Origin of the sequence: Listeria welshimeri serovar 6b str. SLCC5334, from assembly GCF_000060285.1 — a bacterium.
Lineage (GTDB): Bacteria > Bacillota > Bacilli > Lactobacillales > Listeriaceae > Listeria > Listeria welshimeri.
On record NC_008555.1, the window covers coordinates 713410 to 739842 of the forward strand.

At 35.0% G+C, this 26433-nt stretch carries 28 protein-coding genes; 19 read left to right on the plus strand and 9 right to left on the minus strand.

Annotated elements, in window-relative coordinates:
* Positions 1-11 precede the first annotated feature (11 nt).
* From LWE_RS03500 to LWE_RS03510, 3 genes are all read left to right on the plus strand, one after another.
* Positions 12-656 carry a hypothetical protein gene (locus LWE_RS03500; protein WP_011701524.1) on the plus strand — a complete coding sequence of 215 codons (645 nt, stop codon included), beginning with the start codon at positions 12-14 and terminating at the stop codon, positions 654-656.
* Positions 657-775: 119 nt separating this feature from the next.
* Positions 776-1102, plus strand: a complete 327-nt coding sequence (gene lftR, locus LWE_RS03505) for a PadR family transcriptional regulator LftR (protein ID WP_011701525.1) — start codon at positions 776-778, stop codon at positions 1100-1102.
* Complete coding sequence (locus tag LWE_RS03510) at positions 1102-1425, plus strand: DUF1048 domain-containing protein (RefSeq protein ID WP_011701526.1); 324 nt, start codon at positions 1102-1104, stop codon at positions 1423-1425. Before lftR ends, LWE_RS03510 begins: the two co-directional genes overlap by 1 nt.
* 47 nt (positions 1426-1472) lie before the next feature.
* Here LWE_RS03510 and LWE_RS03515 read toward each other — a convergent pair whose 3' ends face one another.
* A complete protein-coding gene (locus LWE_RS03515) occupies positions 1473-2120 on the minus strand; it encodes a FusB/FusC family EF-G-binding protein (protein ID WP_011701527.1) in 648 nt (215 codons plus the stop codon).
* 271 nt (positions 2121-2391) lie between these two features.
* Between LWE_RS03515 and LWE_RS03520 the strand changes: the two genes are divergently transcribed.
* The 3 genes from LWE_RS03520 (at position 2392) to LWE_RS03530 (ending at position 6825) form a co-directional block, all read left to right on the plus strand.
* Positions 2392-4122 carry a pyruvate oxidase gene (locus tag LWE_RS03520; protein ID WP_011701528.1) on the plus strand — a complete coding sequence of 577 codons (1731 nt, stop codon included), beginning with the start codon at positions 2392-2394 and terminating at the stop codon, positions 4120-4122.
* Between the two features lie 161 nt (positions 4123-4283).
* Positions 4284-6083 (plus strand): methyl-accepting chemotaxis protein, encoded by a 1800-nt coding sequence (locus LWE_RS03525; protein WP_011701529.1) that lies wholly within the window; start codon positions 4284-4286, stop codon positions 6081-6083.
* A gap of 13 nt (positions 6084-6096) precedes the next feature.
* Entirely contained in the window at positions 6097-6825 is a 729-nt protein-coding gene (locus tag LWE_RS03530) for a C39 family peptidase (RefSeq protein ID WP_011701530.1), read from the plus strand.
* A gap of 41 nt (positions 6826-6866) precedes the next feature.
* On the opposite strand, the gene LWE_RS03535 is transcribed toward LWE_RS03530, so the two are convergent.
* On the minus strand, positions 6867-7079 hold the full coding sequence (locus LWE_RS03535) for an LPXTG cell wall anchor domain-containing protein (protein WP_011701531.1): 213 nt from the start codon (positions 7077-7079) through the stop codon (positions 6867-6869).
* A 447-nt stretch (positions 7080-7526) separates the two neighbouring features.
* Here LWE_RS03535 and glmS point away from each other — a divergent pair, with 447 nt between their 5' ends.
* The 3 genes from glmS to LWE_RS03555 all read left to right on the plus strand — a co-directional run bounded on the left by glmS (position 7527) and on the right by LWE_RS03555 (position 10745).
* On the plus strand, positions 7527-9332 hold the full coding sequence (gene glmS, locus LWE_RS03545; protein WP_011701532.1) for a glutamine--fructose-6-phosphate transaminase (isomerizing): 1806 nt from the start codon (positions 7527-7529) through the stop codon (positions 9330-9332).
* Positions 9333-9444: 112 nt separating this feature from the next.
* Positions 9445-10185 carry an FAD synthetase family protein gene (locus LWE_RS03550; RefSeq protein WP_011701533.1) on the plus strand — a complete coding sequence of 247 codons (741 nt, stop codon included), beginning with the start codon at positions 9445-9447 and terminating at the stop codon, positions 10183-10185.
* Between the two features lie 161 nt (positions 10186-10346).
* Positions 10347-10745, plus strand: a complete 399-nt coding sequence (locus LWE_RS03555) for a DUF4064 domain-containing protein (RefSeq protein ID WP_011701534.1) — start codon at positions 10347-10349, stop codon at positions 10743-10745.
* Between the two features lie 114 nt (positions 10746-10859).
* On the opposite strand, the gene LWE_RS03560 is transcribed toward LWE_RS03555, so the two are convergent.
* On the minus strand, positions 10860-11663 hold the full coding sequence (locus tag LWE_RS03560; protein ID WP_011701535.1) for an ATP-binding protein: 804 nt from the start codon (positions 11661-11663) through the stop codon (positions 10860-10862).
* A 14-nt stretch (positions 11664-11677) separates the two neighbouring features.
* Positions 11678-12379, minus strand: coding sequence for a LytR/AlgR family response regulator transcription factor (locus LWE_RS03565; RefSeq protein WP_011701536.1), 702 nt, complete (start codon positions 12377-12379; stop codon positions 11678-11680).
* Positions 12380-12529: 150 nt separating this feature from the next.
* Here LWE_RS03565 and LWE_RS03570 point away from each other — a divergent pair, with 150 nt between their 5' ends.
* The 3 genes from LWE_RS03570 (at position 12530) to LWE_RS03580 (ending at position 16647) form a co-directional block, all read left to right on the plus strand.
* A complete protein-coding gene (locus tag LWE_RS03570; protein WP_011701537.1) occupies positions 12530-13276 on the plus strand; it encodes an ABC transporter ATP-binding protein in 747 nt (248 codons plus the stop codon).
* Complete coding sequence (locus LWE_RS03575) at positions 13269-14456, plus strand: ABC transporter permease (protein WP_011701538.1); 1188 nt, start codon at positions 13269-13271, stop codon at positions 14454-14456. The genes LWE_RS03570 and LWE_RS03575 overlap by 8 nt, the downstream gene beginning before the upstream one ends.
* Positions 14457-14742: 286 nt before the next feature.
* The gene (locus tag LWE_RS03580; RefSeq protein ID WP_011701539.1) at positions 14743-16647 is read left to right on the plus strand and encodes a MucBP domain-containing protein; all 1905 of its coding nucleotides are present in this window, start codon (positions 14743-14745) and stop codon (positions 16645-16647) included.
* 60 nt (positions 16648-16707) lie between these two features.
* Here LWE_RS03580 and LWE_RS03585 read toward each other — a convergent pair whose 3' ends face one another.
* Entirely contained in the window at positions 16708-17712 is a 1005-nt protein-coding gene (locus LWE_RS03585; RefSeq protein WP_011701540.1) for a LacI family DNA-binding transcriptional regulator, read from the minus strand.
* Positions 17713-17926: 214 nt separating this feature from the next.
* Here LWE_RS03585 and rpe point away from each other — a divergent pair, with 214 nt between their 5' ends.
* Positions 17927-18598 carry a ribulose-phosphate 3-epimerase gene (rpe, locus tag LWE_RS03590; protein ID WP_011701541.1) on the plus strand — a complete coding sequence of 224 codons (672 nt, stop codon included), beginning with the start codon at positions 17927-17929 and terminating at the stop codon, positions 18596-18598.
* On the plus strand, positions 18595-19035 hold the full coding sequence (gene rpiB / locus LWE_RS03595; RefSeq protein WP_011701542.1) for a ribose 5-phosphate isomerase B: 441 nt from the start codon (positions 18595-18597) through the stop codon (positions 19033-19035). Before rpe ends, rpiB begins: the two co-directional genes overlap by 4 nt.
* A gap of 63 nt (positions 19036-19098) precedes the next feature.
* On the opposite strand, the gene LWE_RS03600 is transcribed toward rpiB, so the two are convergent.
* Positions 19099-19758, minus strand: a complete 660-nt coding sequence (locus LWE_RS03600; protein ID WP_011701543.1) for a Crp/Fnr family transcriptional regulator — start codon at positions 19756-19758, stop codon at positions 19099-19101.
* Between the two features lie 265 nt (positions 19759-20023).
* Between LWE_RS03600 and LWE_RS03605 the strand changes: the two genes are divergently transcribed.
* From LWE_RS03605 to LWE_RS03625, 5 genes are read left to right on the plus strand one after another with little or no spacing between them, the layout of a single operon-like run.
* The gene (locus LWE_RS03605) at positions 20024-20401 is read left to right on the plus strand and encodes a GntR family transcriptional regulator (protein WP_011701544.1); all 378 of its coding nucleotides are present in this window, start codon (positions 20024-20026) and stop codon (positions 20399-20401) included.
* Positions 20385-21074: an ATP-binding cassette domain-containing protein gene (locus LWE_RS03610; protein ID WP_011701545.1), complete on the plus strand. Its 690-nt coding sequence runs from the start codon at positions 20385-20387 to the stop codon at positions 21072-21074. The genes LWE_RS03605 and LWE_RS03610 overlap by 17 nt, the downstream gene beginning before the upstream one ends.
* Positions 21071-21775 (plus strand): hypothetical protein, encoded by a 705-nt coding sequence (locus LWE_RS03615; RefSeq protein ID WP_011701546.1) that lies wholly within the window; start codon positions 21071-21073, stop codon positions 21773-21775. Before LWE_RS03610 ends, LWE_RS03615 begins: the two co-directional genes overlap by 4 nt.
* 14 nt (positions 21776-21789) lie before the next feature.
* Entirely contained in the window at positions 21790-23790 is a 2001-nt protein-coding gene (locus LWE_RS03620) for an ABC transporter ATP-binding protein/permease (protein ID WP_011701547.1), read from the plus strand.
* A gap of 28 nt (positions 23791-23818) precedes the next feature.
* Positions 23819-24322, plus strand: coding sequence for a hypothetical protein (locus LWE_RS03625; protein WP_011701548.1), 504 nt, complete (start codon positions 23819-23821; stop codon positions 24320-24322).
* Between the two features lie 201 nt (positions 24323-24523).
* Here the strand turns inward: LWE_RS03625 and LWE_RS03630 are convergent, their stop codons facing one another.
* The 3 genes from LWE_RS03630 to LWE_RS03640 are packed head-to-tail and all read right to left on the minus strand — an operon-like array spanning position 24524 to position 26427.
* Positions 24524-24709: a DUF4926 domain-containing protein gene (locus LWE_RS03630; RefSeq protein ID WP_011701549.1), complete on the minus strand. Its 186-nt coding sequence runs from the start codon at positions 24707-24709 to the stop codon at positions 24524-24526.
* 9 nt (positions 24710-24718) lie between these two features.
* Entirely contained in the window at positions 24719-26068 is a 1350-nt protein-coding gene (locus LWE_RS14370) for a DUF6883 domain-containing protein (RefSeq protein WP_011701550.1), read from the minus strand.
* On the minus strand, positions 26065-26427 hold the full coding sequence (locus LWE_RS03640; RefSeq protein ID WP_011701551.1) for a DUF3958 family protein: 363 nt from the start codon (positions 26425-26427) through the stop codon (positions 26065-26067). The genes LWE_RS14370 and LWE_RS03640 overlap by 4 nt, the downstream gene beginning before the upstream one ends.
* Between the last annotated feature and the right edge of the window lie 6 nt (positions 26428-26433).

The window sequence follows — 26433 nt, forward strand, 5'->3', positions numbered from 1 at the left end:
GAGAACAAATTATGGGAAACTGGCAACAAAAGTGGGAATCTTGGCGCGATATGACGACAGCCATGCAACAAGAAATCAAAATCGAAGCAGCCGAAAAAGTCACTTCCTACATAAAAAACGACCAATTTGAAGAAGCAATCAATGTCATTCGACAAACCGAAAATCTCCTAAACGAACTTGATTTTGAAACTAAAATGAACCGTGTTGAAGAACAACTTCAAGCATTCACAGCAGAACAAGAGGCAACTAAATCATTCGAAGCAAGCCAACTTCAAAACCTAGAAAAACCAAGTACAAAAATAAGCTTCAATCTATCACAAGTAAAATCAGAAACAATTAATGAGTTCACTAAACGTGATTTTAATCTAGTAGACTCAAATGAAACCCATATGCAATTTCTAAAAGGCAATCGTAATTTTTACATGGATATTTTTAATCCCGAAGAAAGCGAAGAACACCACTACGCCACCTTAGATGAAAAATGCCAATATAAAAACATCGGTTTCATTTGCCAAAACGATGCAGAAACAGAAATCGCCACAAACTTAACAAACGAATGGCTCGAAACATTAGAAGCTCCAAAAAAGAAATTTTTAACTATTAACATCGCCAATTTAAGGGCGATGAAACAAAATCAAGAAGTACTTTTCGAGTAACAACCATCCTGTTCCCAGTAAAGGGAGCGGGATTTTTTTTACAAATCAGTTGACAACTAATCTACTTTGTAATACTATATACTTGTACCTAGTAACAACTAGTAGAGGAGTGAATTCAAGTGAAAGGACTTACCGAGTTACTCAAAGGTAGTTTAGAAGGAATGATATTAGAACGGATTTCAAGAGGTGAAACATACGGCTATGAAATCACTAAATATCTCAACGACCTAGGCTTCGATGAAATCGTTGAGGGAACCGTCTACACCATCCTCGTTCGTCTCGAGAAAAAAAAGTTAGTCGAGATAGAGAAGAAAAAATCAGAATTAGGTCCACCAAGAAAATTTTACACATTAAGCCCAGCTGGTGAAGAAGAATTAGCGATTTTTTGGAAACGTTGGGATTTTATTCAATCGAAAATTATGCAAGTTAAAGGAGGGCAAGCGTAATGTTTAAATGGTACAAAAAATACCGCGAAGAAAAACGAGATTATAAATTGTATAAAAAACGAATAGCCGCTTTGCCAGAAGACTACAAAACAGCAATGAAAGCTATTGAAACCTATTTATGGAACTTTGCAAAAGGAGCAGGGATGTTCGAAATCTTAAAAAACGTCCTTGAAATGTTTGAAAATGCTGCTGCAGATAATCTAGAACTAAAAGCTGTTATTGGCGACGACTTAGCCGAATTCGCAGACAACTTATTAAATGAATATCCAGAAGAAACATGGATGGATAAACAACGCACAAAATTACGCGATTCGATTAAATAAAAACAGAAAGCCTCTCAAACTATGTAATGAGAGACTTTCTGTTTTTTTTATTTACGTTTCTTTACAACCTCAATAAATTCATCTAATGTTTCGCGGTCTTTTATTTGTTGATTGCAAACATCGCTATCATGGCAAATATAGTTGCCGTTTGTCGTATAAATTCCATCACTCGCAGATTTTGTTTTCGCCATAAAAAGCGATACTTTGGAATGTGTATGACAAATCGTGCAAACACCTTTTTGAATCTCGTTAGAAATAGTTCCTTGTACGCCAACCAAATTTCCATCCTCATAAGTCACGATATACTTACGTTGTTGAGCAATATCATTCCAACCATAAAAAGTATAGTCGCGCATATCCAGTTTAGACCAAGTAGGAATTTTTAATTTTTTCGTTTTCGCAAATATTTTTTTAAGTTTCACATCACTTGGCGAGACAAAAGGAATCACATAAGCTTTTAAATCCTCTAAAAATGGTTCTGCTTCTTTAGTTGAAGTAATCGTATGGAGCTCGCTAAACAATTCTTTATGGCCTTCTAGCACGTTCGCCGGGAATAGCTCATTTATTTTCTCTTCTGTTAAAGATTTTAACGCCTTTAAAGTCGAAGTATCATTCGCAGACCGGTATGCGCGTGAAACATTTGCTAATTGATATTTGATAAAATTATATTGGTATGGTTCGATAAACTCTTTCATTATAATTCTCCTTTAATAGTTTAATTTTGGTTAAACTAGCTGAAGGATTGAAGAGTTTATTTTCACTCTTACTTTCTAAACAATCCTAAAGCTATTGTTAGAAAGTAGAGAGCAGTGCAATTTTTTTTGCATCTGTTTGATCACCACCTTGCCTTCATTATAAGCACTTCTGAATTGTTCGTCAATTCTCTTTTATGAATACTCTTTCGAAAACAGGGTAAACGAAAACTATTGGACATTAGAGAAAACATCCATGGGAGGAGAAAATAAAATGAAAAAAGTAAAAGCAAGTGAAACACTCGTACAAACACTGAAAAATTGGGGTATTGACCACGTTTACGGCTTACCCGGCGATTCGATTGATACAGTAGTCGACGCTTTAAGAAAAGAACAAGAGGATATTGAATTTATCCATGTTCGACACGAAGAAGTAGCCGCCTTATCTGCTGCAGCATATGCCAAACTAACTGGTAAAATTGGTGTTGCGTTATCCATTGGTGGACCAGGAGCAATCCATCTTTTAAATGGAATGTATGATGCAAAAATGGATCATGTACCAATGCTTGTTCTAGTTGGTCAAGTAACAACAGACGTCTTAAATACTGGTTTTTTCCAAGAAGTCAATTTACCAGCAGTTTTTGAAGATGTTGCTGTTTATAACAAACAAATTGATAATCCTGAAACGCTAGCAGATGTGGTTGATGAAGCAATTCGTACAGCCTATAAAGAAAAAGGTGTCGCAGTTTTAACCATTTCAAATGATATTCCAGCTCAAGCAATTAAAGCAAGTTTAGAAGCAGAAACAGTAAAATTTGAACAAGAAAATCCAAAACTAAACGAAGCAAACATTCAAGAAGCTGTGGCATTAATTGATAAAGCGGAAAAACCAGTTATCTTAGCAGGTTTAGGAACCAAACATGCTGGTCCAGAATTAATCGCCTTTGCAGAAAAAGCAAAAATCCCGATTATTCATTCTTTACCAGCAAAAACAATTATTCCAGATGATCACCCAAACGCACTCGGAAATCTTGGGAAAATAGGAACTAAACCAGCTTATGAAGCTATGCAAGAAACAGATTTACTTTTAATGTTTGGAAACGACTATCCATACAGCGACTATTTACCTAAAAAAGCCGCGTGTGTCCAAATTGACATTGACCCAGCAAAAATCAGCAAACGTTATCAAGCGACAGTTGGCTTAGTTGGCGATGCAGCCGAAATTATTAGCAATTTAACAGCAAAAATTGCACCTGTGGAAGAACGTAAATTCCTCCAAGCATGTCAAGAAAATATGCAAGAGTGGTGGAAATGGTTAGAAGAAGATATGACAAAAACAACTGATCCAATCGCTCCAGAAGTCGTTATGGCAAATATTCAAAAAATCGCTGACAAAGATGCTGTTTTCTCTATCGATGTAGGAACAGCAACCGTTTGGAGTACTCGTTATTTACATTTAACCCCAGAAAATGACTTTATCGTTTCAGCGTGGTTAGGTACTATGGGTTGCGGTTTACCAGGAGCTATCGCCGCCAAAAAAGCATTCCCAGACCGCCAAGCAATTGCCATCGTAGGTGATGGAGGCTTTTCTATGGTTATGCAAGATTTCGCAACTGCTGTAGGTCTCAATATGCCAATGATTGTCGTCGTGTTAAACAACCAACAACTATCCTTTATTAAATATGAACAACAATCTGCTGGCGAACTAAATTATGCCATTGACCTACCAGATATCAATTACGCAAAATTCGCCGAAAGTTGTGGCGGAATAGGCTTCCGAGTAGAAAAAATGGCCGACCTAGAAAGCGCCTTTGAAAACGCCAAACTAGCAACCAAACCAGTCATCATAGATGTTTCTGTAGATAGTGCAGCCGCTCCACTTCCAGGGAAAATCGTTATGGATGAAGCACTCGGTTACACTAAATTCGAAATTCAATCAGTTCTAGAAGACCATCGTTTCGCAAAAATGCCACCACTTAAAACAATTTTGCGCAGATTTTTATAAAAAATAAATAAAAAAATAATGATATCACCCATTTTACACCGATATTCTCTCGTTATTATAATGTTTTTTTATTAAAACTAATTATTTTACAATAAAATATGGAGTTTTTTTAAAAAATATGAGATAATAAACAAGAATTAGAGAATAGGAGTGTGGAATGGGTGAATTTAATTAAAAATCGTAAATTGAAAACCAAATTAAGTATCAATATTGTTATAACGACCATTATGCTAATTGGACTTGGCGCAACTAGTTTTTTAGGATTTCGTCATGTAGCAGAACTATCGGATAATATGGTAGATAATAATGTAGCACCAATGAAAGAAATCGCAAAAATTCAAACAAACATGGCGCAAATCAATATCGACATCCTGACCATGTTCGATACTATTAACGGAAAAGCAACTCTTATTAAAGATATCGATACACTTTATGCAGAAAATGACCAAGCAATCCATAACTTCAAAAAAGCCAATTTAACCGCAGAAGATAAAAAACAATTAGCTTATTTTGAAGAGAAATTAGCAGACATGAAATCATCCGCGTCCTCTGTAATCAGCGACACATCCAGTGCGCTAGATGATGCAGAATTACTCGGAGCACAAAATAGATATTACCAAAACGTTAAAACAAAATTTGATGATGCAACAAAACAATTAAACGTTTTAAATGAAATGAATTATAATGAAGTCGAAAAATCTTCTCAGGCCATTTCCGATTTTGGCGTAAAAATCAGTTTAATTTTCACCGCAGTAATTATTGCCGTGCTGATTTCATTATTTGTTTTCAACGCCTATATTACAAAAGTTATTCTTAAAGGAATTCGTCATCTGCAAACAGCAGTACATAAAGTAGCTAGTGGAGATTTGTCCTATCGTAGCACTTATAATGGTAGAGATGAGTTAGGCGATATCACTAATGACCTAAACGAAATGAGCGAAAACCTACGTTTAATGATTGAAGACGTTAAAAAAGCTTCCACTGATGTAAAATCTTCAAGTGATAACGTTATTATTAGTTCAGAAATTATTTCCGCGATGACAACAGAAATGGACATTGAAATGAAAATGATGGGTGAACAAATTCAAACACAAATCGGTAGCATGAAAGAAAGTACAGATGCCATGGATCAAATGACAGGTGGCGTTCAAAACGTTGCTGAATATGCCCTAAAAGTATCTGACTTAACAAAAGACTCCGCAGAAAAAACGAACGATGGAATTGCAGTTATTAATAATTTAGTATCACAAATGGACCGTATCAGTGGTGTTATGCGTTCAAGTACAGACGTAGTTTCTCAATTAGTTAACCGTGTTGGTGAAGTGGAAAAAGCACTGGATACTGTTACAAATATCGCTGATCAAACCAATTTACTTGCCTTAAACGCTGCAATCGAATCTGCTCGAGCTGGCGAACATGGTCGTGGCTTTGCTGTCGTAGCTGAAGAAGTTCGTAAGTTAGCAGAACAATCTCGCCTTGCTGTAGTAGATATTAATACTGTCTTGAAAAAAATTCAAACAGAATCAAAAACAACTATCGAAGTAATGAATACAGGTCTATCTGAATCGGAAGCAGGCCAAAAAATCATTTCTGAAACAGAAGCAACATTTACAGATTTACTCAACCGTGTCAACGATATTTCTGCCCAAATGCAAAACGTCTCTCAAGAAACTGAAGAGATGGCAGCAGGAATTGAGGAAGTAAATACATCTATTAGCGATGTAACAGAAATCTCCAATCAAATTGGTGAAAAATCTACAGCTGCACTTGAATTTGCCGAAGTAAATAAAATGAAAGTGGACGAACTAGTTGTTATCTCAGAAGAAATGCAAAAAATTTCTGGTTCATTAGAAGGGTATATCGCCAACTTCAATACCGAAGTGAGCGAAGAAGTGGTCGAAGTACAAGAAGAAACAGAAACAAAAGATCCCGGAGAGCCAGTCCTAGCAGAAAATGTCTAGGTAGCATGTAGAAATGCGAATTTGGATAAAATCGTTGCTTGTTATTACAGCGTGTATATTTAGTTTGACCCTTCTAAATACGAAATATACCTTTTATGCACCAAACGTCAAACTCGAAAGCGCTAAGGTAGTTTATAAACTAGATAGAGAGCCTTTTAATGTAAAGCTTGATGTGCCACTCGTCAATCAAATGGATGCACCAACGTTATTTAATGGCTGTGAAGTGACAAGTTTAGCAATGCTCTTGCAGTTTGTAGGGAAAAATGTAACGAAGAATGAACTTGCAAGCAATCTCCCAACAACGCCAATTGAACAAAACGGTCTATATGGTAATCCAGACAAAGCGTTTGTTGGGAGTATTAGCGGTGATAAAAAAGGTCTTGGAGTCAACCATGCGCCAATCGCCAAACTTGCAGCTAAATATGTAAGTGAAGCACATGTACATGATATTAGTGGTAATGCTATTTCAGATATTATTAATGTTCTCAGTACAGGTGCGCCCGTCTGGATTATTACGACCACAAATTACCATGCACCTAAAAATTGGCAAACAGTAGAAACTAAAGAAGGTAAGAAGAAAATTACTTATTCCATGCACAGCGTCGTGATTACCGGTTATGATAAAACTAATTTTTACATTAACGACCCATATGGTTATAAAAATCGTGCTGTAAAAAGAAGCATTTTAGAAGAAGGCTGGTCTGCGATGGGAAAACAAGCCATTTATTTAAGTAAATCATAAAAAAACGTTGGAAAGCATTATCTGTGCTCTCCAACGTTTTTTTATATTTTTTTCTTAAGAAATAACACTAGTGCTAAGATAACAAGGAATACTCCAATAATAATCGGCCAAATCGAAAACGCGTCACCTGTAGAAGGAAGTAGAGCACCATTACTCGTATCACCTAAAGCAGAAACCGCATTAGCTCGAAAATAAACCAAACCGATCGAAAACAAAATTACGATACTAGACACTATTTTTTTTGATAAAACCATATAGTCCGCTCCTTTTTATATCATAACTATATTATTAGTCATTTGTTATTTTTTGTCAATGTATAGACCAATTTTAGCTAAACGGCTATATATAATGCTTGACCTAGTATACATATTATTGTAAAATGAATTTGTTTCCTTGAAAAGTATTGAAGGAGGATTGTACAATTAAATAGAAGCGCCAGAACTGATTGGGACGAAAATACTTGAAGGTGAAATTCCTGAAAAGTAACGGTCAGTTGACGAGGAGGAGATTAATCGAAAGTTCGGCGGGAGTCTCCCGGCTGTAGCATGCAGTCGTTAAGTCTTACTTACAAAACATTTGGGTGACCAAATGGACAGAGTAGTAATGAAATATGTGTAAAAACCCTCCAAGGAAACAAAAAAATATAGAGGGCTGGAAATTGGATAAGTCTGCCCTCAAGTTAATTATTGGAGGAATTTATTATGTGTGGAATTGTTGGATATATTGGAACAAACAATGCAAAAGGTATTTTATTAGAAGGACTTGAAAAATTAGAATATCGTGGTTATGATTCAGCTGGAATCGCCTTACAAAATAAGGACATAGTCACAGTTGTTAAAGAAAAAGGACGGATTGCTGATCTCGCAAGTCTAGTACCAAGTGACGCTTTTGGAACTACTGGAATTGGTCATACTCGCTGGGCAACTCATGGTAAACCAAATCACGAGAACGCCCACCCGCACCAAAGCAAATCTGGTCGTTTTACTATCGTTCATAATGGCGTAATCGAAAACTATTCCCTTTTAAAAGAAGAATATTTACAAAATCATTCATTTATTAGTGACACAGATACAGAAGTAATCGTACAGCTCATTGAATTATTTGCAGAAGAACTTTCTACAAAAGAAGCCTTCAAGAAAGCTCTTTCTTTACTTCACGGTTCATACGCAATTTGTTTGATTGACCAAACTGATACAGAAACTTTGTACGCAGCAAAAAACAAAAGTCCATTATTAATCGGAAAAGGCGAAAACTTCAACGTTATCGCAAGTGATGCAATGGCAGTTCTTAAAGAAACTGACCAATTCGTGGAAATCATGGATAAAGAAATTGTTATCGTAACAAAAGACGGATTCACTTTAGAAACACTAGAAGGGGAAGAAGTTATTCGTGCGAGCTATACTGCAGAATTAGACGCATCTGATATCGAAAAAGGCACTTACCCACACTATATGTTAAAAGAAATCGACGAACAACCAGCTGTTACACGCAAAATCATTCAAGCTTATCAAAACGAGGTTGGTGAAATTAACGTCAATCAAACTATTATTGATGAAATTTTATCTTCTGACCGTATTCATATTGTAGCTTGTGGTACGAGTTATCATGCTGGACTAGTTGGGAAAAACTTAATCGAAAAAATGGCCAAGATTCCTGTAGAAGTACATGTTTCCAGTGAGTTTGGTTATAATTTACCACTAATGTCTAAAAAACCATTATTCATTTTTATTACACAAAGTGGGGAAACTGCCGACAGCCGTCAATGTCTTGTAAAAGTGAAAGAACTTGGCTACCGCACTTTAACATTAACAAACGTACCAGGTTCCACGCTGGATCGTGAAGCAGATCATTCCATGTATTTATATGCAGGACCAGAAATTGCTGTTGCATCCACAAAAGCTTATACAGCCCAGATTTCTGTTTTGGCAGTACTTGCGGTGTCACTTGGTCGTGAATTGGGTGATGCAGAAGCACTTAATATTAATTTAGCTGCTGAATTAGGTATAGTTGCAACTGCAATGGAAGCAATGGTTTCTAGCAAAGAAGTTATTGAACATATTGCGGGTGAATATTTAGCCACTTCTCGAAATGCCTTTTTCTTAGGTAGAAATATTGATTACTTTGTTGCAATGGAAGCTGCCTTAAAATTAAAAGAAATTTCTTATATCCAAGCAGAAGGTTTTGCAAGTGGAGAATTGAAACACGGAACTATTGCGTTAATTGAAGACGGGACACCAGTTTTAACGCTTATCACACAAGAATCTATTAACTGGAATATTCGTGGGAATGTTAATGAAGTATTAGCACGTGGAGCAAAAACTTGTGTGTTCGCTATGGAAAACGTTGCGCAACCGGGCGACCGCTTTGTCATTCCACAAGTACATCCTTTGTTAACGCCACTTGCAAGCGTAATTCCTTGCCAGTTACTTGCTTACTATGCCGCGCTTCACCGTGACTGTGACGTTGATAAACCAAGAAACTTAGCAAAAAGTGTTACTGTAGAATAACTTTTTTAAGACCTTTTCGAAAATGGAAAAGGTCTTTTTTTTATGTAATCAATAAATTTGCACGCCTCCTGTGTTATGCTATAAACTGGAGAAGAATGGGGGAAATCAGCCAATGGAAGTATCACACGTAACGCTCGCACCAAATAAAGATAGTCGTCCCGCAGTTTTAACAATCGGTAAATTCGACGGAGTTCATCTCGGTCATCAAACCATTTTAAAAACAGCCTTATCTATCAAAAAAGAACATGAAATATTAACAGCTATTAGTTTCAGTCCGCATCCACTTTGGGCTTTAAAACAAATCGAAATATATCGCGAAATGCTCACACCAAGAATGGAAAAAGAACGATGGTTAGCGCATTACGGCGTTGATCATCTTATAGAAACAGCTTTCACGCCAAGATACGCGGAAACTACACCCGAAGAATTTGTCTCGAATCATTTGACCAACCTCAATTTATCCCATATTATTGTCGGTTCTGAATTTAATTTTGGTAAAGGTCGTGATTCTGATGTAGATTTACTCCGGAATCTTTGTAAGCCCTATGGTATTTCAGTGACTTCTGTCCCAGTAATCGAAACAAACCAAACAAAAATTAGCTCCACCAATATTCGTTCCTATATTCGCCGTGGTCATTTTCAAGAAGCAGAACAACTTCTTGGTCATCCGTGGTACATTACTGGATTAGTAGAAAATGGTGTAATGATTGGTTTAGACGATTATGTCCTTCCAGCTAGCGGCACTTTTCAAACGGAAAATGGTCTTGTAAAAGTAACCAATAATCGAACCATCCAATTAGATATGCCAGATGGACTTCAACAAATACATATGAAAAACGAACTTTCCAAATAATTTGGAAAGTTTTTCTTTAGATTTCGATAAATGAAAGTTCTTATTTGAATAAATTGTATATTAAAGAGAAAATTTTGATAAAACTATGCAAATTGTTTATAGATTCTAGAAAAATTAATGTTATAATATAAATTGACTATTAAAAAGGGAGGTTTTATATTATGAATCCAAGAAAATCAGAATTCGTTCTAACATTAATCGCAGGAATCACTGGTATTATTGCTGGAATTACTGGGATTGCAGGCGGAGGGCTTCTAGCTGCTTTTTCAGGAAGTGAAGAACTATCTAATGCAGCATCTTTAACTACTGCTGATAGCGAAGCACTTGCTGCTGCAGGTGGTTTAACAGTTGTTTTTTCCGTGATTGCATTAGTTGTTGGTATTGCTTTGATTATTTTCGCTGTATTAATTAAGCGTAATGCAAAGTTATTTGGAATTTTAACGCTAGTAGCTGGTGTTGGAGGTTTCTTATTGGTAGGCTTACTTTGGATCGTTCCTGGTATACTTGCTATTATTGCTGGTATTATGTGCCTTGCAAGAAAAGTTCCAACTTTCGAATAGCCATAATTAGAGAATAGACTGTAACAAGATGAGAAATCATTTTGGTTACAGTCTATTTTTAAACCTACAAATATTAATCTATCTAAGCAATAGTCCATTTTGGAAAAAAGATTTTTAATCTTTCATCGCTGGTAATTTTATCATTAATTTAAATGTATGATGATCAAATCGATAATCAATTGTGCCGTGAACGCGCGATACTTCTCGTTTGATTAATGCAGTACCACTTTCTAGCTTCGGTCTAAGGAATAGATTGTCCATAATTTTTTGGCTAGGTTCGCTTGTTGCATTCGAAATTTCAAATAAAAACAAGCCACTTTGTTGTTTTAAGCGCCATGTAACCCAGCTGTTTTTTTCTAATGCGGCAGCTTGTTTGGCGTTAGCTAGAATAGCCGACATAACTGGCAAAAGCGCATTATTTTTAAATGGTAAATCAGACAAAGGAGCTTGAAAATCTGTACGAAAGGTAATTTGAGCTAGCCGCATTTCTTCTTCTATTGACACAAGCCAAGCGGATACATCTGGCCGTTCATTTTTAGTTAACTGGAAAAGGGTATGAGAATGATAGTTTTTATGCCGCTCAGCTTGAAGTAAATGAACAAAACGTTCTAAATGAGCCACTTTTTTTTGAAGTTGTTCGTTTCTTTGTTCCAGATTGCCAAGTTGAAATAGGGCAAATAAAAATAAAAAAAGAAGCGCCCAACCAGATAATGGACTCTCAAAAATAACAGCTATTACTAATCCAGCAATCATAAGCCCGACTAGCCAGCTAGAATGTTTAGGAAGTGGTGTTTTAACAAGGAATATAAATGTTATCATTGCCAACAATAAAAAGCATATTAACCAAATAATCCCCGGCATCATATAAATACTAGTAGCTGTATACAGTAAACACAACCCCGCCAAAAAAAGACGCATGTTGCAACCCCCTCCTAAAAATAGTTTTCTTGCAAATATTTAAGTTTTTCCTTCGTTACGAGCGCTTTACCACTGCTCCCTTCAAAAATGACCACAAAAGATTTCTTAGAATAAGAAGCAAAACGTTTCACATATTGTAAATTAATAATAAATGAACGATGAGAACGGATAAACATGCTTTCACGAATATCTCCCTCAAGTTCACCCAGTGATTGGTAAGTTTCGTAAGTTTCATTTATTGTATGTATAGTCGTTGTTCGTCCAGTTCTTTCAAGAAAAATAATCTCTGCTTTTGGCACGACAACAAGATCTCCATCAGAGCGAATAAAAAGTCGTCCTGTAACTCGGCCAGCATCTTTTTTTTCTGTAAAACGGTCAATGCTTTGAATTAAACGATCTGGATTAAAAGGTTTTAAAATATAATCATGGACGTTAAGCTCAAAAGCATGAACTGCATAGCCACTTTTTGCTGTGACGAAAATAACGGCAGTTTTCATATTATTTAATTGGATAAAATCAGCTAATTGGTAACCTGACATACCAGGCATTTCAATATCTGTTATAAGTAAATCTACAGGTGTTTTTTGGATAGAATGGTATACTTCATCAGCAGAATTAGCTTTCAAAATAAGCTCCACGTTCTCCATATTATTTACAATTAATTCCAATTTTTCTAAATCTCGTGGGTTATCATCCACAATTCCTACAGTAAGCATTTTTTCACCTCTCCCTAGTTCATTATAAACAAACTCCCTCTTAAAAACACCCTTTTCACGACATAATTTGCTCCTTTTACGACAAAAAGCTCGTTTTAAATAGGATTTAGGGTATGATTTAGTTATTAGAAAAAATGAGGGGGCATAAATATGATTGATGTAGTAAATGTGACAAAAAAATTCCAAGATCGTAAAAAATCAACTACAGCTGTCGACCATGTTTCATTTCATGTAGGAAAAGGACGAATTGTTGGCTTAGTTGGTGAAAACGGAGCTGGAAAAACAACTATTTTGCGTAGTATCGCCACATTAGTATCACAGGATGAAGGAACAATCTCTGTCGCTGGATATGATACTTTAAAACAAGCAGAAGAAGTTAAAAATCATATTGGTGTATTATTCGGTGGGGAAACAGGACTTTATGATCGTTTAACTGCACGGGAAAACCTGCTTTATTTCGGTGGATTATATGGTTTGCCAAAACATACGCTAAAAAATCGTATTGATGATTTATCACAGCGGTTTGGCATGCGAAAAGAATTAGATCGAACAGTTGGTGGTTTCTCACGTGGAATGCGCCAGAAAGTAGCGATTGCAAGAGCAGTAATTCATGATCCAGAAGTTATCTTATTTGATGAACCAACTACGGGTTTAGATATTACAAGCGCAAATGTATTCCGAGATTTCACGCGCCAGCTACAAAAAGAAGGAAAAACGATTATTTTTTCCAGTCATATTATGGATGAAGTGAGAAATTTGTCTGATGATTTAATTTTGATGCACCAAGGTCAGCTATTGTATAGTGGCACAGCGGAAGCGTTATATGAAAAAGAAGGAACCGATGATTTGAATTATATTTTCATGTCAAATATTGTCCGAGGTGAAACATATGTCTAAAAAAAGCCAGTTTTCTCATGTATATAAAAAAGAAATGCTGGAAATATTTCGGGATAAAAGAACTTTTATTCTCGTTGTTTTCTTACCGATGCTTATTTTTGTAGGATTGATTTTATTTTATGAAAGCTTGCTCACGAGTTCTGACAACGAAGTAACTGTAGCAGTCAATAAAACTGCTGATTCAGCGCTATTAAATCAATTACACGAGCAAAACAAAGAGATGACATTTGAAAAAGTGAATAATCCAAAAGAATCTGCTGCAAAAGGGGATGCCAATATTGCGATGATTGCAGACGAAGACGCCTTAGCAAAAATGGAAAAAGGAGAATCAGCTTCCTTCATTCTCTATAGTGATTCATCGGATAAAAATTCAGCAGCAGCAGTCGGTATGTTAAATGCACAACTAGAAGTCATTAACAAAGCAGTAACAGCAGACCAGCTAGCAAAAGCCAATATCTCTACACAAGTGTTGGATTTAATGAGCGTCGAAGTAAAACCATTATCAAATGGATCAACAGAAATTGAAGCTTCTCGAATGATGCTGACTATACTTTTACCAATGCTCTTATGTCTGGGTGTAACTATTGGAGCTTATCCAGTTGTATCCGAACTTTTTGCGGGAGAGAAAGACAAAAAAATTATTGATGCCTTACTGGTAACTCCGGTAAAACGTGGTACCCTATTATTTGGTAAATGGGCTGTCGCAATGACGGTAAGTTTGTTTACGGCGATTATCTCATTAGCAGCCACTTTACTTGTAATTTTCTTTGCAACTACACATTTGCGAAAAGCTTTGGATGCGATGTCTAGTCCTATTACTATTTTTGTAGTTGGAATGCTCGCAGTAATTTCTTTTGCAGCTTTGATTGTTAGTATTCAAACGATTGCAGCCATATTTGCAAAATCAATGAAAGAAGCAAATAGCTATCAGAGCCCTATTATGATGTTGGCGATTATCCCATCATTTGTCCCTATGTTTATCAGTTTAAGTCAAACAACTACTGCGATGTTTTTCATTCCACTTGCAAACATTTCATTCTTGCTACGTGAAATGATATATGATCAATTTGTCTGGAGTCATTTACTGGCGACACTCGCATCAAATCTTATCTTAGCTAGTGTTTTCTTAATTCTAGCAAAACGAATTTATAGTAATAATAATTACTTGTTATCAAAATAATAGCGTTAAAATATAATTTATCTTAAAAAGTTAGAGTTCGCATCTAACTTTTTAAGATTTTTTTTTTGGAGCAAAATAATGTAAAAACATCCTTAAAAAAGCTGATTTCAACACTAAATAAAAAATTGTCAAATTTCTTTAATCGAAAAATAATGTTTTGTGATTTTTAGGGTTTTAATTTGTCACAAAATGTTCAAATCTGAATTAGAAATATGTGTATAAGTTACTTTCAAAATATATTTTAGTATACACTTTAAAGGGAATAAAACAAACAGGAGGTACATTCATGAAAAAAGCTTTTAAATGTCTATCAATAGTAGCTATAAGTTTAAGTGTTATTGGTGGAAGCCCGCTTACAAGTTTAGCATTTGAAAATGACAAGCAGACATCAAATGAAGAGCAATCACAACTGAGGGCAGAAAAAGCAAGTACAGACATAGTTTCATCTCAAGATTTAGGAAATCAAGCATGGTTAATCAATGAGGTGAACAGACAGTTATCTCCAAAAAAGGTTGGTGTTGATTTAACTTTTGAAGATTTAAATAAAATAACAAAAATTTCCTTAAGCAATAGAGGATTAACAGGAGAAGTTCCACCAGAAATTAAAAATCTTGTATCTCTTCAAACTTTACTCTTATATTCTAATAATTTAACTGGTACGATTCCTTCTGAACTAGGAGAACTAAAGAATCTAACCGAGCTAAGATTAGATTATAACCAATTATCAGGTACAATTCCTGATGGACTTGGGAATATTGCATCTATTTCTTTGCAAAACAATAAATTAGTTGGTCAAATACCATTAAGCTTATATGAAAATAGAGTAGGAACAAATGAAGTAAATGTTGCTGGAAATCAAGTAACACTTAATAGTAAACAAGAAATCCCAAGCGTATACACGCCATATACTTTTGTTTACACTGAGAGTAATCCAAACGTAGGTGGCCAAATTAAAGCAACAAATAGTTTTTTATCGAATTTAACAAATGATATGAATTTCACACCATTTTCATCAGGTAGTCCCACTTTTATTGATTTAAAAGTAATAAATATGTTTGACTCTGCTTTGTTTGCAGGTCACAACGTTACAATAACGGATACCAATAATGGCAAACAGCTTTATGATGGAGAATTGACTTCAGATGTGAGTATTCCGTTAACAAATTTAACCTCGGGAATTCATGTATTAAGTATTGTGCTTGATAACGCCACACAAAATCCCCATAATCAAGTTACTATTTTAATCGATATTTTACCAGTCGCAGCAGCAGATTTAACTGTTAAATATATAGATGAAACAGGGGTAGAAATCCGTGAGTCTCAAACAGTTAGTGGAAACATTGGTGATTTTTTTGATGTAACAACTCCTGAATATAAATTAGAAATCGATAAATATGAATTAGACAGCTCTAAACTTCCAACAAATGGCATTGGAACGCTAAGTCAGGAAGCACAAATGGTCACTTATGTTTACAATAAAGTAGACGGCGCGCCTGTCACAGTGAAATATGTTGATCAAGATGGTAAAGAGCTATCTCCTTCTGATACTTTGACAGGTAAAATAGATGAACCATACAAAACAGAAGCAAAAGACATAGCAGGATTTACAATTGATGAAAGTAAGCTACCAGCGAATGCAAATGGGAATTTTGTAGCAGAAGCTCAAACAGTCACTTATGTGTATAATAAAATACCAGCTTCTATTAAAGCACATGATTCCACTATTTATGTTGGTGATCAGTGGAATGCGGAGGATAATTTTGACAGTGCATTAGATAATTTTGGTAAGCCAGTTTCATTCAGTGATGTAAATGTAGAGGGTACGGTAGATGTATCGAAAGTAGGCGTTTATCCTGTCACTTATACTTTTGACGGGGAATCGGTCACTGTTAATATAACCGTAAAATCAAAAGCAATTCCAGAACCACCAATAACACCAGAACCACCAACAAAACCTATCACACCAGTAAGCCCTAATAATCCAACAACAGATGTACAAAAAGTACCAACCAAGAAAGCTGATACGTTGAAAATCACACCTGAAAAACATAAACAATCGACAGTAGCAAGTAAATTAAAACTTCCTACTACTGGAGACAATCTCTTTGATAGTGTTATGTATAGTGTATTTGGTTTAATCGTTGTCTGTGTAGGATTTAGTTTATTCTTCTCGCGTAAAAAACAACATTAAAAAATAAATATTAACTAAGGCGCTCTTCCATGAAAAAGAAAGAGCGCCTTAGTTTTTTATTTAAATAGAGCCTCTTAAAGATAATTCGACGGGAACTATTTCAGTAATTTGTTTTTGTTGTTCGGGATTTTTAATAATAGAAATCAAATTATCCACGGTTATTTGAGCAATTTCAGGAATATTTTGTTTAACACTACTTAATTTTGGAACGGTGTAATTGCACTGCGGGGTATCATCGAATCCAATTAACTTAATATCATCAGGTATTTTTTTTCCAATAGTTGGCAAGAAATTCAATAACTCAATCGCGATATGGTCATTAATCGCAAAAATACCATCTATTTTTTTTGCTTTTTGGACAAAAGTAGCAATGTTTTTTTGATAATCGGGTTTTTGCAAGTCCATTGTAAATATAGACAATTCAGGATTCATTTGTATATTATTTTTCTTTAGAGCATCTTGAAATCCTTTTAAACGCTCTTTTGCAGATGATGATTGTCTACTGTGCATAAAGATAACGGGAGATTTTGCACCAGCATGAATCAATGCTTCTGTTGCTTCGAAGGCACCTTGATAGTGATTTGATGAGATGAAAATAGTATCTTTTTTATCTTTTGGTTGGCGGTCAATACACACATAGGGAATACCATTTTCGGCATTAGAATAGTTAAAACCAAATTCATCTGCTCCTGAAATAACGATAAGCCCATCGACCATTTTGCTTTCTAACATGTTTAAATAAGCTAATTCTTTATCTAAATTACGACCGGTATTACAGATGATTGTAGAATATCCTTGCTCGAATAAAATAGCTTCCATTTGTTGGACGACACTAGAGAAAAAATAATTGCTAATATCAGGAACTAAAATGCCAACAGAAAAAGATTTATTCATCCGCAAACTTTTTGCACTAAAATTCATTTGGTAGTTGGTTTCTTTTATGACAGCTAATACTTTCTGGCGAGTTTCTTCTGAAAAGCGACCATTATCATTGATGACACGAGAAACGGTTGCGACGGAAACACCGCTTAATTTAGCAATATCCTTTATAGAAGTTTTTTTCATAGTATCCACCTTTTTTGAGTAAACGTTTATATATTACTCTATTTTCGCATATTCATTTAACTTTATCAAATGAAGGAAAGGGAGATTGAACGTTGACATAGAATGATTTAGATGATATATTTAACCAGAAAATGGTAAAACGATTACCCGTACAGACTTTCCTTTTTTATTTATAGCATGAGTAATCGTTATCTCAAAGGAGTGAATACATATAATGACAAAGAAATTGCTTTGCCCCTCAATGATGTGTGCTGATTTTTCTAATCTCCAAAAGGAAATTGAAGAACTAGACCGAGCTGGAAGTGACATCTTTCATATAGATATAATGGATGGTGAATTTGTACCGAGCTTTGGCATGGGATTGCAAGATTTTAAAGAAATTCGAAATAAAACGCAGAAACTAGTGGATGTTCATTTAATGATAATGAATCCAGGTAACTATGTGGAGTTATTTGCTGATTCGGGTGCCGATATTATTTATATTCATCCAGAAGCAGATAAACATCCAGCAAGAACTTTAGACAAAATACGAAAAAAAGGGAAGAAAACAGGTGTGGCTATTAATCCTGGAACTGCTATTTCTACGATAAAAGAACTTTTGCCATTAGTAGATTATTTGATGGTGATGACTGTTAATCCGGGCTTTTCGGGTCAAACGTATCTTGATTATGTGGATGACAAAATAATAGAACTGGTTCAATTAAAAAAGAAATATCCCTTTGAAATTATGGTCGATGGGGCTATATCTCCAGAAAAAATTGCTAAACTTTCTAAAATTGGCGTCCGAGGATTTGTACTTGGAACCTCAGCGCTATTTGGTAAAAAAGAGGACTATGCTAAAATTATTAAACATTTAAAACAAGAAGATATGGAGGAAGTACGATGAAAATTGCGATTGGAAATGATCATGTTGGTATAGAACTTAAGCCTATTATTATCCGATTTTTAAAGGAATTAGGTCATGAAGTAGAAGATTTTGGTGCTTTTACAAATGAAAGAACAGACTATCCAGAATATGGCAAAAAAGTTGCTGAGAATGTTGCAGCGGGGAAAGCTGATTTAGGTATCTTGATTTGTGGAACAGGGGTGGGGATTTCCATTGCTGCTAATAAAGTTAAAGGTATCCGCGCAGTCGTTTGTAGTGAACCATACTCAGCAAAATTATCACGTGAACACAACAATACCAATATTTTAGCTTTCGGTTCAAGAGTGATTGGCTCAGAAATGGCAAAAATGATTGTCCAAAATTGGTTAGAAGCTGAATTCGAAGGTGGGAGACATCAAAACCGTGTAACAATGATTGCAGGAATAGAAAATGAGTAAAAATAGCTCAGCAATGAAATAAAAAAATAGATCAACCAGTTAGGTTCATCTATTTTAAAGTTATTAAATATCTAAGGAGTCCTTATCAATTCGATAAGGGCTTTTTTTGCTCGTTAAAAATTCTTCTTCTACAAGTTCTGTCAGCAAATTGGATATGTTTGGCTGAGTTGTGCGGCAATATCTCGCGAGTACAGATTGATTAATGAAGGAAGGTAATACAATTTCGTTTTTTTCTTCATCTTCAATGCCCATTTCTACAGCAAGATTTTCCAAAGCCATATAAATTCGCTCTTTAGGATTTTTTGCAATCATTCCAAGAAGCGCATAGTGTCGTGCGAAAACATCCGCAATACTTGTCAAAAGGAAATCATTCACATCTGGCTTCATTGCTAATATGTTCAGTAAAAAGTCTGCATCTATTTTATAAAGCACTAATTTTTCACTCATCACAGTAATACTATGCTTTTTCTTCGGGTAACTCGAAAACGCATCAATTCCTAAAACATTATATGGAAGAACAAATATCGAAATATAGTTCGTTTTCCGTAAATTATCCTCTAGTTCCACTGCGGCATAACCTTCTAAAACAAAAAAGATATGTTTTGCTTTTTCTTCCTCAAAAACTATTTTCTCATTATTGGTATAGGTTTTCTTCGTGACATATTTATTGTAATCCGGAAATTCTTTTAAATAACCGAGTACAGTATCAAGTTTTTCTGGCATTTTTACTTCCTCCTTGTTTCCAGCTTATTTCCATTTCATTATACGCTATTTCTTAAAAAAAAGAATTATGAACAGTTTGTGACATTGCTCAAACCCGCTTGTTGTATACATTTAAAATGTAAAAGTTTTTTTGAAACCAATGAAAACTGCTTTTTGGATATATTACTTATATAAATCAAGCAGGATTCCTTTGATATAGTACATTCATAGCCAGTGTGACCCGAGTGGTACGGTGATACGGACAGACAGGCGAAAGGAGGAAATTATGAAGTTTGATGATAGTAAACCCATTTATAAACAAATCGTTCATTATATTCATACAGAAATTGTTACAGGCATTTACGCGGCTGGTGACAAGCTACTATCTGTAAGAGAACTCGCAACAAAGTTAGAAGTAAACCCGACGACCATCCAGCGAGCTTATGCGGAACTGGAAGAGGCAGGAATCATATACACCGTTCGAGGTACTGGTAAATATTTGACAGAAGATAAGAGGAGAATTGAGCAATTGGAAAATGACATCGCAAAACAACTTACCGAAAATTTTATTAACGAAATGAGTAAATTAGGAATTAATAAAGAAAAAATTATCGCTTGGGTGAAAAAAGTAGAGGAGGTAGAAGTTAATGTTGGTGGGAAATAATATTGCGAAATCATATCCAAATAAATTAGTGTTACAAAACTTGGATTTTGAAGCAAAACCAGGCGACATGATTGTACTAACTGGTGAAAACGGTAGTGGCAAAACGACCTTGCTAGATATGTTAGCGAATTTGAAGAAACCAGATAGTGGCACATTAGAATTAGATAATGAAGTTTTTGCTGCTAATAACATCCGTCAGCACATCGCTTATCTAAATAATGAACTTTATGCTAAAAAAAGTATCACCATCGAAGAATTTATGAAACAACATGCTTTGCTTTTTGAAGATATTCAATTAGATAAATGGGACAGATTGCTTTCAGGCTGGCGCATTAACAAGCGGCTAAAACTTGGTGAATTATCGACTGGTATGCTAATGAAAGTGAAAATTGGCGGTGTTTTAGCAAGAAAAGCCAAAGTATATCTTTATGATGAACCTTTTGCGAACATCGATATTATGGCTCGTTCAGAAGTAATGAAAGCTATTATTAGCGAAACAGAGCCAGATGTTATCACGATTATTTCTTCGCATCATTTAGAAGGAACGGAAAAATTATATAACAAACTGTGGTTAATCAAAGAAGGCACACTAAAAATAATTGAAACAGAAGATTACCGCGAGGAAACAGGCAATTCATTAATCGATTTCTATAAGGAGGAAATGAACAAATGAAAAAAATGATTACTTTTTATTTAAAACAAATTAGTCCTATTCTTTTAATCGGGCTTGCAATTATCTTAGGACTGAATTTAGTAGGCCTAACAATGAATCTACTGGAAGGACCAGATTTACTATTTAGAGCTATTCGAGGAACAACCGTAATGAGCTTACTTCTTGTTCTTATCACCACATGGAAAATTACTAAGCTAGACACATCGAAAGAAAACTTAACACTTGCATCTCTATCTGGATTTTCAGAAACGAAGAAGTTTTTCGGAAAATTATTTGCTGCTTATATATCAGCGATTACTGTAATTTTAGTTCAAAGTGCTTTTATTTGGTATTACGGGTTTGAAACAGGACGCATGGAAGCTGGCGACGCGCTATCTTTTGTATCTGGAACGTTAATGATGTTCTTATTTATCGCGATGTTTGTTTGTTATTTTGTCATCCCTGTTGGGTGGTTAAAAGATCATGTGAAAGCAAGTTATGCTCAAAAAGCAGCAGTTATCTTATTGCTTTTCGGAATTTTAATCGTGAACTTACTGGCTGAATATTACTTGCACATTTATAACAGTGGTGGAATTATTTCGATTTTACCAAGTGGTCACTTTGAAATTTCATTGTTATCCATTATTTGGAACGCAACATTATGTTCTATTATTGCCGGAAGCTACATTTATATGAAATCTAAAAAAATGGACACTATTTGAAAGTAGGAGACTAAATGTTAGAAATTACGCAACTGAAAAAATCCTATAAATTAGGAAAGAAAAACGAAACGCCTGTTTTAAAAAATATTAATGTAACTATTAAAGACGGTGAATTTGCAGCTATCATCGGAAAAAGCGGTAGCGGGAAGTCGACTTTATTAAACATTATTAGCGGACTTGATACAGACTACTCAGGAAAAGTTTTATATAACGGCGAGGATTTACAAGATATTGATTTAGATTTGTATCATTTCAATCATATTGGCTTTATTTTTCAAAGCTTCCACTTAGTTAATCATATGTCTGTCATTGAGAATGTAAAAGTTCCTTTATATTTAAACCCTGAATTATCGGAAAGTGACCGCAACGAAAGAGCGCTAGATTTGCTGAAACAAGTTGGTTTAGTAGAATTTGCTAATAAAAAACCAACACAACTTTCTGGTGGACAAAAGCAACGGGTGGCGATTGCGAGATCTCTTGCTAATAATCCAGATATGATTATTGCAGATGAACCAACTGGTGCGCTCGACAGTGTCACTTCAGAAGAAATTATTAAACTCCTGAAAGATTTAACAAAACTTGGAACTACCGTAATTGTTGTTACACATGATTTGAATATTGCGGATAAAACAGATGCTATACTGCGACTCGCGGATGGTGAAGTAGTATCTTTTGAAAGAAAAAAAGAAGTTACAGAACAATTTAGCCCTAAAAAAGAAAAAAAGTTACGATTAAATGGCTGGGCCACTGCAAAAATTTCTTTTCAAAGCTTTTTCAATAGAAAGTTTCGGAATTTACTAGTAGCACTCGGAACATCTATTGGGATTATCGCAATTCTTCTAGCTTTTGGACTAGGAAACGGGGTCACACAAAGTCTATCTAAGATTTTTGGGACCACTTTTTCACCAAATCAAATTACTACTTATTATAAAGAGGATGGCGGTTCAAAATCACCAGAGCCAACCACGCCCTTAACGAGTAGTGAGATAAAGAAAATTAAGCAATTGTACAAAGATGAAGCTATTTCTGAAGTGTATGAGCGAACGACTATTCAAGGAATCAAATTTGAATATGATGATAAATATTTAGATGGTGTTTCGAGTGAAATGCAGGAGGCGAATTTTAAAGCCTCTCGTTACAAAGATTATACAGTCAAAGATGAATATTTATTGAGTGGGAAAATGGTTACTAGTGATGAAGCTGGCGCAGTGATTCCATCTAGCGTAGCCAGAGCTATTCTCGGAAAAAATGATTCAGATGAGCTAACGAAAAGCGACGGCGATAAGCTGATCGACAAAAAAATAACCTTGCTATATGCTGGAAGAAACAGTGAAACAGCTAATACTGTCAAAATAGAAACGGTAATTAGGGGCATTACTAACCCGTCCAAAGAAGGCTTTGCCAGAGGGTTTGACGTTTCCACGAAAACAATGGATGACTTTATTAAGACGACCGAAATCGAGAAACCAATTTTGTCTGTAGATGCTTTTACTAAAACAACAGACCAAGCAGAACAAGTTGTTGAAAAATATGAAAACGACAAAGCTTGGGCAAATTATTCAATTACGAACGCGAATGCTTTTGTAGACACATTTAGCCAATTTACCGATATTATTGTGTACTTGATTGCCTTTATTGCAGGACTTTCGCTTGCTGTTGCTGGCGTGATGATTGCTATCGTGCTTTATATCGGTGTCGTTGAAAGAACAAGAGAAATCGGTGTATTCCGAGCAATTGGTTATCGTAAACGCCATATCCGCGGACTTTTCATGATGGAAGCAAGTTATATTATTATTTTAGCTAACATTTTATCAAGTGTTGTCGCGATAACAATTGCAAAAATAGCAAGTCCTATTTTAGAAACGAAAATTGGTTTTGAAAATATGATTCACATTTCGTTCTGGAATTTCCTAATCACACTAGCAATAACCATTACTATAGGCTTTATCTTCTCTATTTATCCAAGTAATAAAGCCGCTAAATTAGATGCAGCAGAAGCATTAAGATCAGAATGACCCAACTAACAGAAAAGAGGAATTTAACATGAAAAAACCATTAAAAATCAGCTTAATCGTCGTAGGAATCGCAGTAGTTATATTTGCAGGAGTGATGTTATCATATCGTTTCCTTAAATCAATGGATGTTACCGAAAATGCAGAAATAAACAAATCAGCAACTGGAAATCATGTGCTACTTGCCACTCAAGGCAGTAAATTCAAAGACAGTGTAATGGATCAAGTGAAAAAAGACATGGAAGGCAAGAATGTACATGTTTCTATTACCGATACAACAAAACTAGACAAAGTAAAAGCAGATGACTATGATAAAGTAGTACTATTTACTACCGTTCAATCCGATGATATTCCAGAAAACGTATCTACTTTTATGAATGATAATAAAGATAAAAGTATCCATATTGCAGTAACAGCAGATTCCGGCCGCTGGGATGATAAACCAAAAGATATCGATGCCATTTCAGAAGCATCCAAAGCCGAAAACAAACAAGATTTCGTAGACGATTTAACAAAAGCAATCGTTTCAGAGTAAGAGCGAAAACACTCACCATTTGGGTAGTATCTCATAAGGAAGTAAATAAACTTATTGAGAGGGACAGCGAGCAAACGAATAATATATAAAAAGCATTAAGTTTGGGATTTAATCTCAAACTTAATGCTTTTTATAGGCTATTTTTTGTATTTACTCATAAGAGAAGATATTTCTTGTATCATTAATCTGAAATTAAATATCTCAACTTTGTAATTGACTGCCTCTAACTTCGGTTATGTCAAGTGTTTGATTATCAGCATCAACAAATTCAATTTCAAATACTGGGATTTTCGTATCTAAAATCATCACCACGACACCCTTAGTGTTATATGGAACTTTTTCATTGATTTTTTCATTACTATATACAACATCATATTCTTTAAACAATATATTCACCTACTTTTTAGTTGGAATTGAAGTTACGAGTCTGATAACCCCATCTTTATTTTTTATCCACACAAATTCCACATTAATAACCTTACCATTAGCACCTTTTATTGAAGTTATTTGGCTATACTTAGTCCCATATTCAGTAACTGCAGTTTGTACTGCTTTAGCCTCATCAAATATAATTTGTTGACTTAATTGACTACTATTTGTTTTATTGAAACCAAGCGCTTTTTCGAACCAATTTGCCTTAGAACCACCAATAGGATGATTTTTATCAAGTAAGTAGCCTTCAAGTTTAGCATTTACACTTTCTTGAGTTAATTTAGAATTACTCTTGTTCCCGTTAGTTGCTTTTGGAGTAGTAGATTTATAAGATGCATAGCTTAAACCTGCCATTAAAATTATATCATACATACCAGTTTCTTGTGTCCAATCATAGCCATCTTCTACATATTGTGAAGCTGCTAAAGTTCCGCTGATAAACGGATTATACTCATCGCCGTTTTGATAATTTATTCCTTTTCGCCAACCATCTTTAAGGCGTGCATTATAATCATCCATGCTCCAAATAGTATAATCCTCACCATCCAAATATTTTCCTGACTGAAATAGATAGCTATAAAGCTCGGGATTTGTGACGCCTTTTCCATCTTTTTCTAGATGCCAACGTATTTGTGCTTCACCTTTTGCATTCAAGTATACCACTGCATAAACATCATGATTCTTCAATTCTTTAATCTTTATAGCATCATTTGCCTTTCGAAGTGCTGTTTGCCAATTTATCGTTATCCCAGTCAAACTAAAGGTGCTTGATATTTGGCTAAATCCTTTGCCACCTTGTATATTAGTCAAACCACTCTCAATATCTGTTGCGAGTTTTTCTGCTTCTTCAAAATAGATACTAGATTGCGAATTAAAATAGTATAAGTCTTCCAATTTTCTTTCTAGATTGCTCTTTACAGAATCAAAGAGAGTTGTCTGAGGCTTGACTGCAAGATTATTACTAACCGCCTCTTCTAAATTCAGAATCATTATTTTTGCCTCGCGAATTTGTTCTTTTACTTCTTCTTCCATTACATCAGTATCTGCAACCTCAGAACGAAAATCTGTTGGGAAAGCTTGATTTTGTCGTATAAGTTCCTCACAGTAAATAATGATTCCCTGCGCAAGCAAGCGATAAGTTTGAGAAAAATATATTTTTGCGCTATCGTAAGTAACCCCCTTAAGAATAACATCTCCTGTGAAAGTGTCGATAGAATGGATGACTTGTTCCATAGCATAAATAGTATCGCTACATATATCTGTTATAGTACTTGTTTGGACATCTATTTCACCTAAATACATATTTAAACTCATAGTTCACCATCCATCATCAATTTCCGTCGTTCGTAATAATATGCTTCTTCTTTGTTTATTAATGACCGTTTATCTGCCACAAGTTGCTCTTTTTCTTCTTCAATAGCATATTTATTCTGTTGTTGAAATTGCCGAAATTCCTGCTTATTGTCTTCAAATAAAAGTGCCATATGTCTATCCTCATGCCAATAGGAAAGTAATCTATCAAACAGGTAAGAGCCATTTTGATTGATTTCCTCCCAAGATTGTTCTTTGCGCTCTAATCGATATAGGGCAGATTGATTTTGTTCTTGCATCATAGTAACATTGTGCAATGCTCGATTAAGTTCATCTATTTTATTTTCTACTGCTACATTCATCTCATT

Excerpts from the sequence above, each read along its gene's own strand:
- LWE_RS03500 (WP_011701524.1), top strand. The coding sequence starts at position 12 with ATGGGAAACTGGCAACAAAAGTGGGAATCTTGGCGCGATATGACGACA.
- LWE_RS03510 (WP_011701526.1), top strand. The coding sequence starts at position 1,102 with ATGTTTAAATGGTACAAAAAATACCGCGAAGAAAAACGAGATTATAAA.
- LWE_RS03515 (WP_011701527.1), bottom strand. The coding sequence starts at position 2,120 with ATGAAAGAGTTTATCGAACCATACCAATATAATTTTATCAAATATCAA.
- LWE_RS03520 (WP_011701528.1), top strand. The coding sequence starts at position 2,392 with ATGAAAAAAGTAAAAGCAAGTGAAACACTCGTACAAACACTGAAAAAT.
- LWE_RS03530 (WP_011701530.1), top strand. The coding sequence starts at position 6,097 with ATGCGAATTTGGATAAAATCGTTGCTTGTTATTACAGCGTGTATATTT.
- LWE_RS03535 (WP_011701531.1), bottom strand. The coding sequence starts at position 7,079 with ATGGTTTTATCAAAAAAAATAGTGTCTAGTATCGTAATTTTGTTTTCG.
- glmS (WP_011701532.1), top strand. The coding sequence starts at position 7,527 with ATGTGTGGAATTGTTGGATATATTGGAACAAACAATGCAAAAGGTATT.
- LWE_RS03550 (WP_011701533.1), top strand. The coding sequence starts at position 9,445 with ATGGAAGTATCACACGTAACGCTCGCACCAAATAAAGATAGTCGTCCC.
- LWE_RS03555 (WP_011701534.1), top strand. The coding sequence starts at position 10,347 with ATGAATCCAAGAAAATCAGAATTCGTTCTAACATTAATCGCAGGAATC.
- LWE_RS03560 (WP_011701535.1), bottom strand. The coding sequence starts at position 11,663 with ATGCGTCTTTTTTTGGCGGGGTTGTGTTTACTGTATACAGCTACTAGT.
- LWE_RS03565 (WP_011701536.1), bottom strand. The coding sequence starts at position 12,379 with ATGCTTACTGTAGGAATTGTGGATGATAACCCACGAGATTTAGAAAAA.
- LWE_RS03570 (WP_011701537.1), top strand. The coding sequence starts at position 12,530 with ATGATTGATGTAGTAAATGTGACAAAAAAATTCCAAGATCGTAAAAAA.
- LWE_RS03575 (WP_011701538.1), top strand. The coding sequence starts at position 13,269 with ATGTCTAAAAAAAGCCAGTTTTCTCATGTATATAAAAAAGAAATGCTG.
- LWE_RS03580 (WP_011701539.1), top strand. The coding sequence starts at position 14,743 with ATGAAAAAAGCTTTTAAATGTCTATCAATAGTAGCTATAAGTTTAAGT.
- LWE_RS03585 (WP_011701540.1), bottom strand. The coding sequence starts at position 17,712 with ATGAAAAAAACTTCTATAAAGGATATTGCTAAATTAAGCGGTGTTTCC.
- rpe (WP_011701541.1), top strand. The coding sequence starts at position 17,927 with ATGACAAAGAAATTGCTTTGCCCCTCAATGATGTGTGCTGATTTTTCT.
- rpiB (WP_011701542.1), top strand. The coding sequence starts at position 18,595 with ATGAAAATTGCGATTGGAAATGATCATGTTGGTATAGAACTTAAGCCT.
- LWE_RS03600 (WP_011701543.1), bottom strand. The coding sequence starts at position 19,758 with ATGCCAGAAAAACTTGATACTGTACTCGGTTATTTAAAAGAATTTCCG.
- LWE_RS03605 (WP_011701544.1), top strand. The coding sequence starts at position 20,024 with ATGAAGTTTGATGATAGTAAACCCATTTATAAACAAATCGTTCATTAT.
- LWE_RS03610 (WP_011701545.1), top strand. The coding sequence starts at position 20,385 with ATGTTGGTGGGAAATAATATTGCGAAATCATATCCAAATAAATTAGTG.
- LWE_RS03615 (WP_011701546.1), top strand. The coding sequence starts at position 21,071 with ATGAAAAAAATGATTACTTTTTATTTAAAACAAATTAGTCCTATTCTT.
- LWE_RS03620 (WP_011701547.1), top strand. The coding sequence starts at position 21,790 with ATGTTAGAAATTACGCAACTGAAAAAATCCTATAAATTAGGAAAGAAA.
- LWE_RS03625 (WP_011701548.1), top strand. The coding sequence starts at position 23,819 with ATGAAAAAACCATTAAAAATCAGCTTAATCGTCGTAGGAATCGCAGTA.
- LWE_RS14370 (WP_011701550.1), bottom strand. The coding sequence starts at position 26,068 with ATGAGTTTAAATATGTATTTAGGTGAAATAGATGTCCAAACAAGTACT.
- LWE_RS03640 (WP_011701551.1), bottom strand. The coding sequence starts at position 26,427 with ATGAATGTAGCAGTAGAAAATAAAATAGATGAACTTAATCGAGCATTG.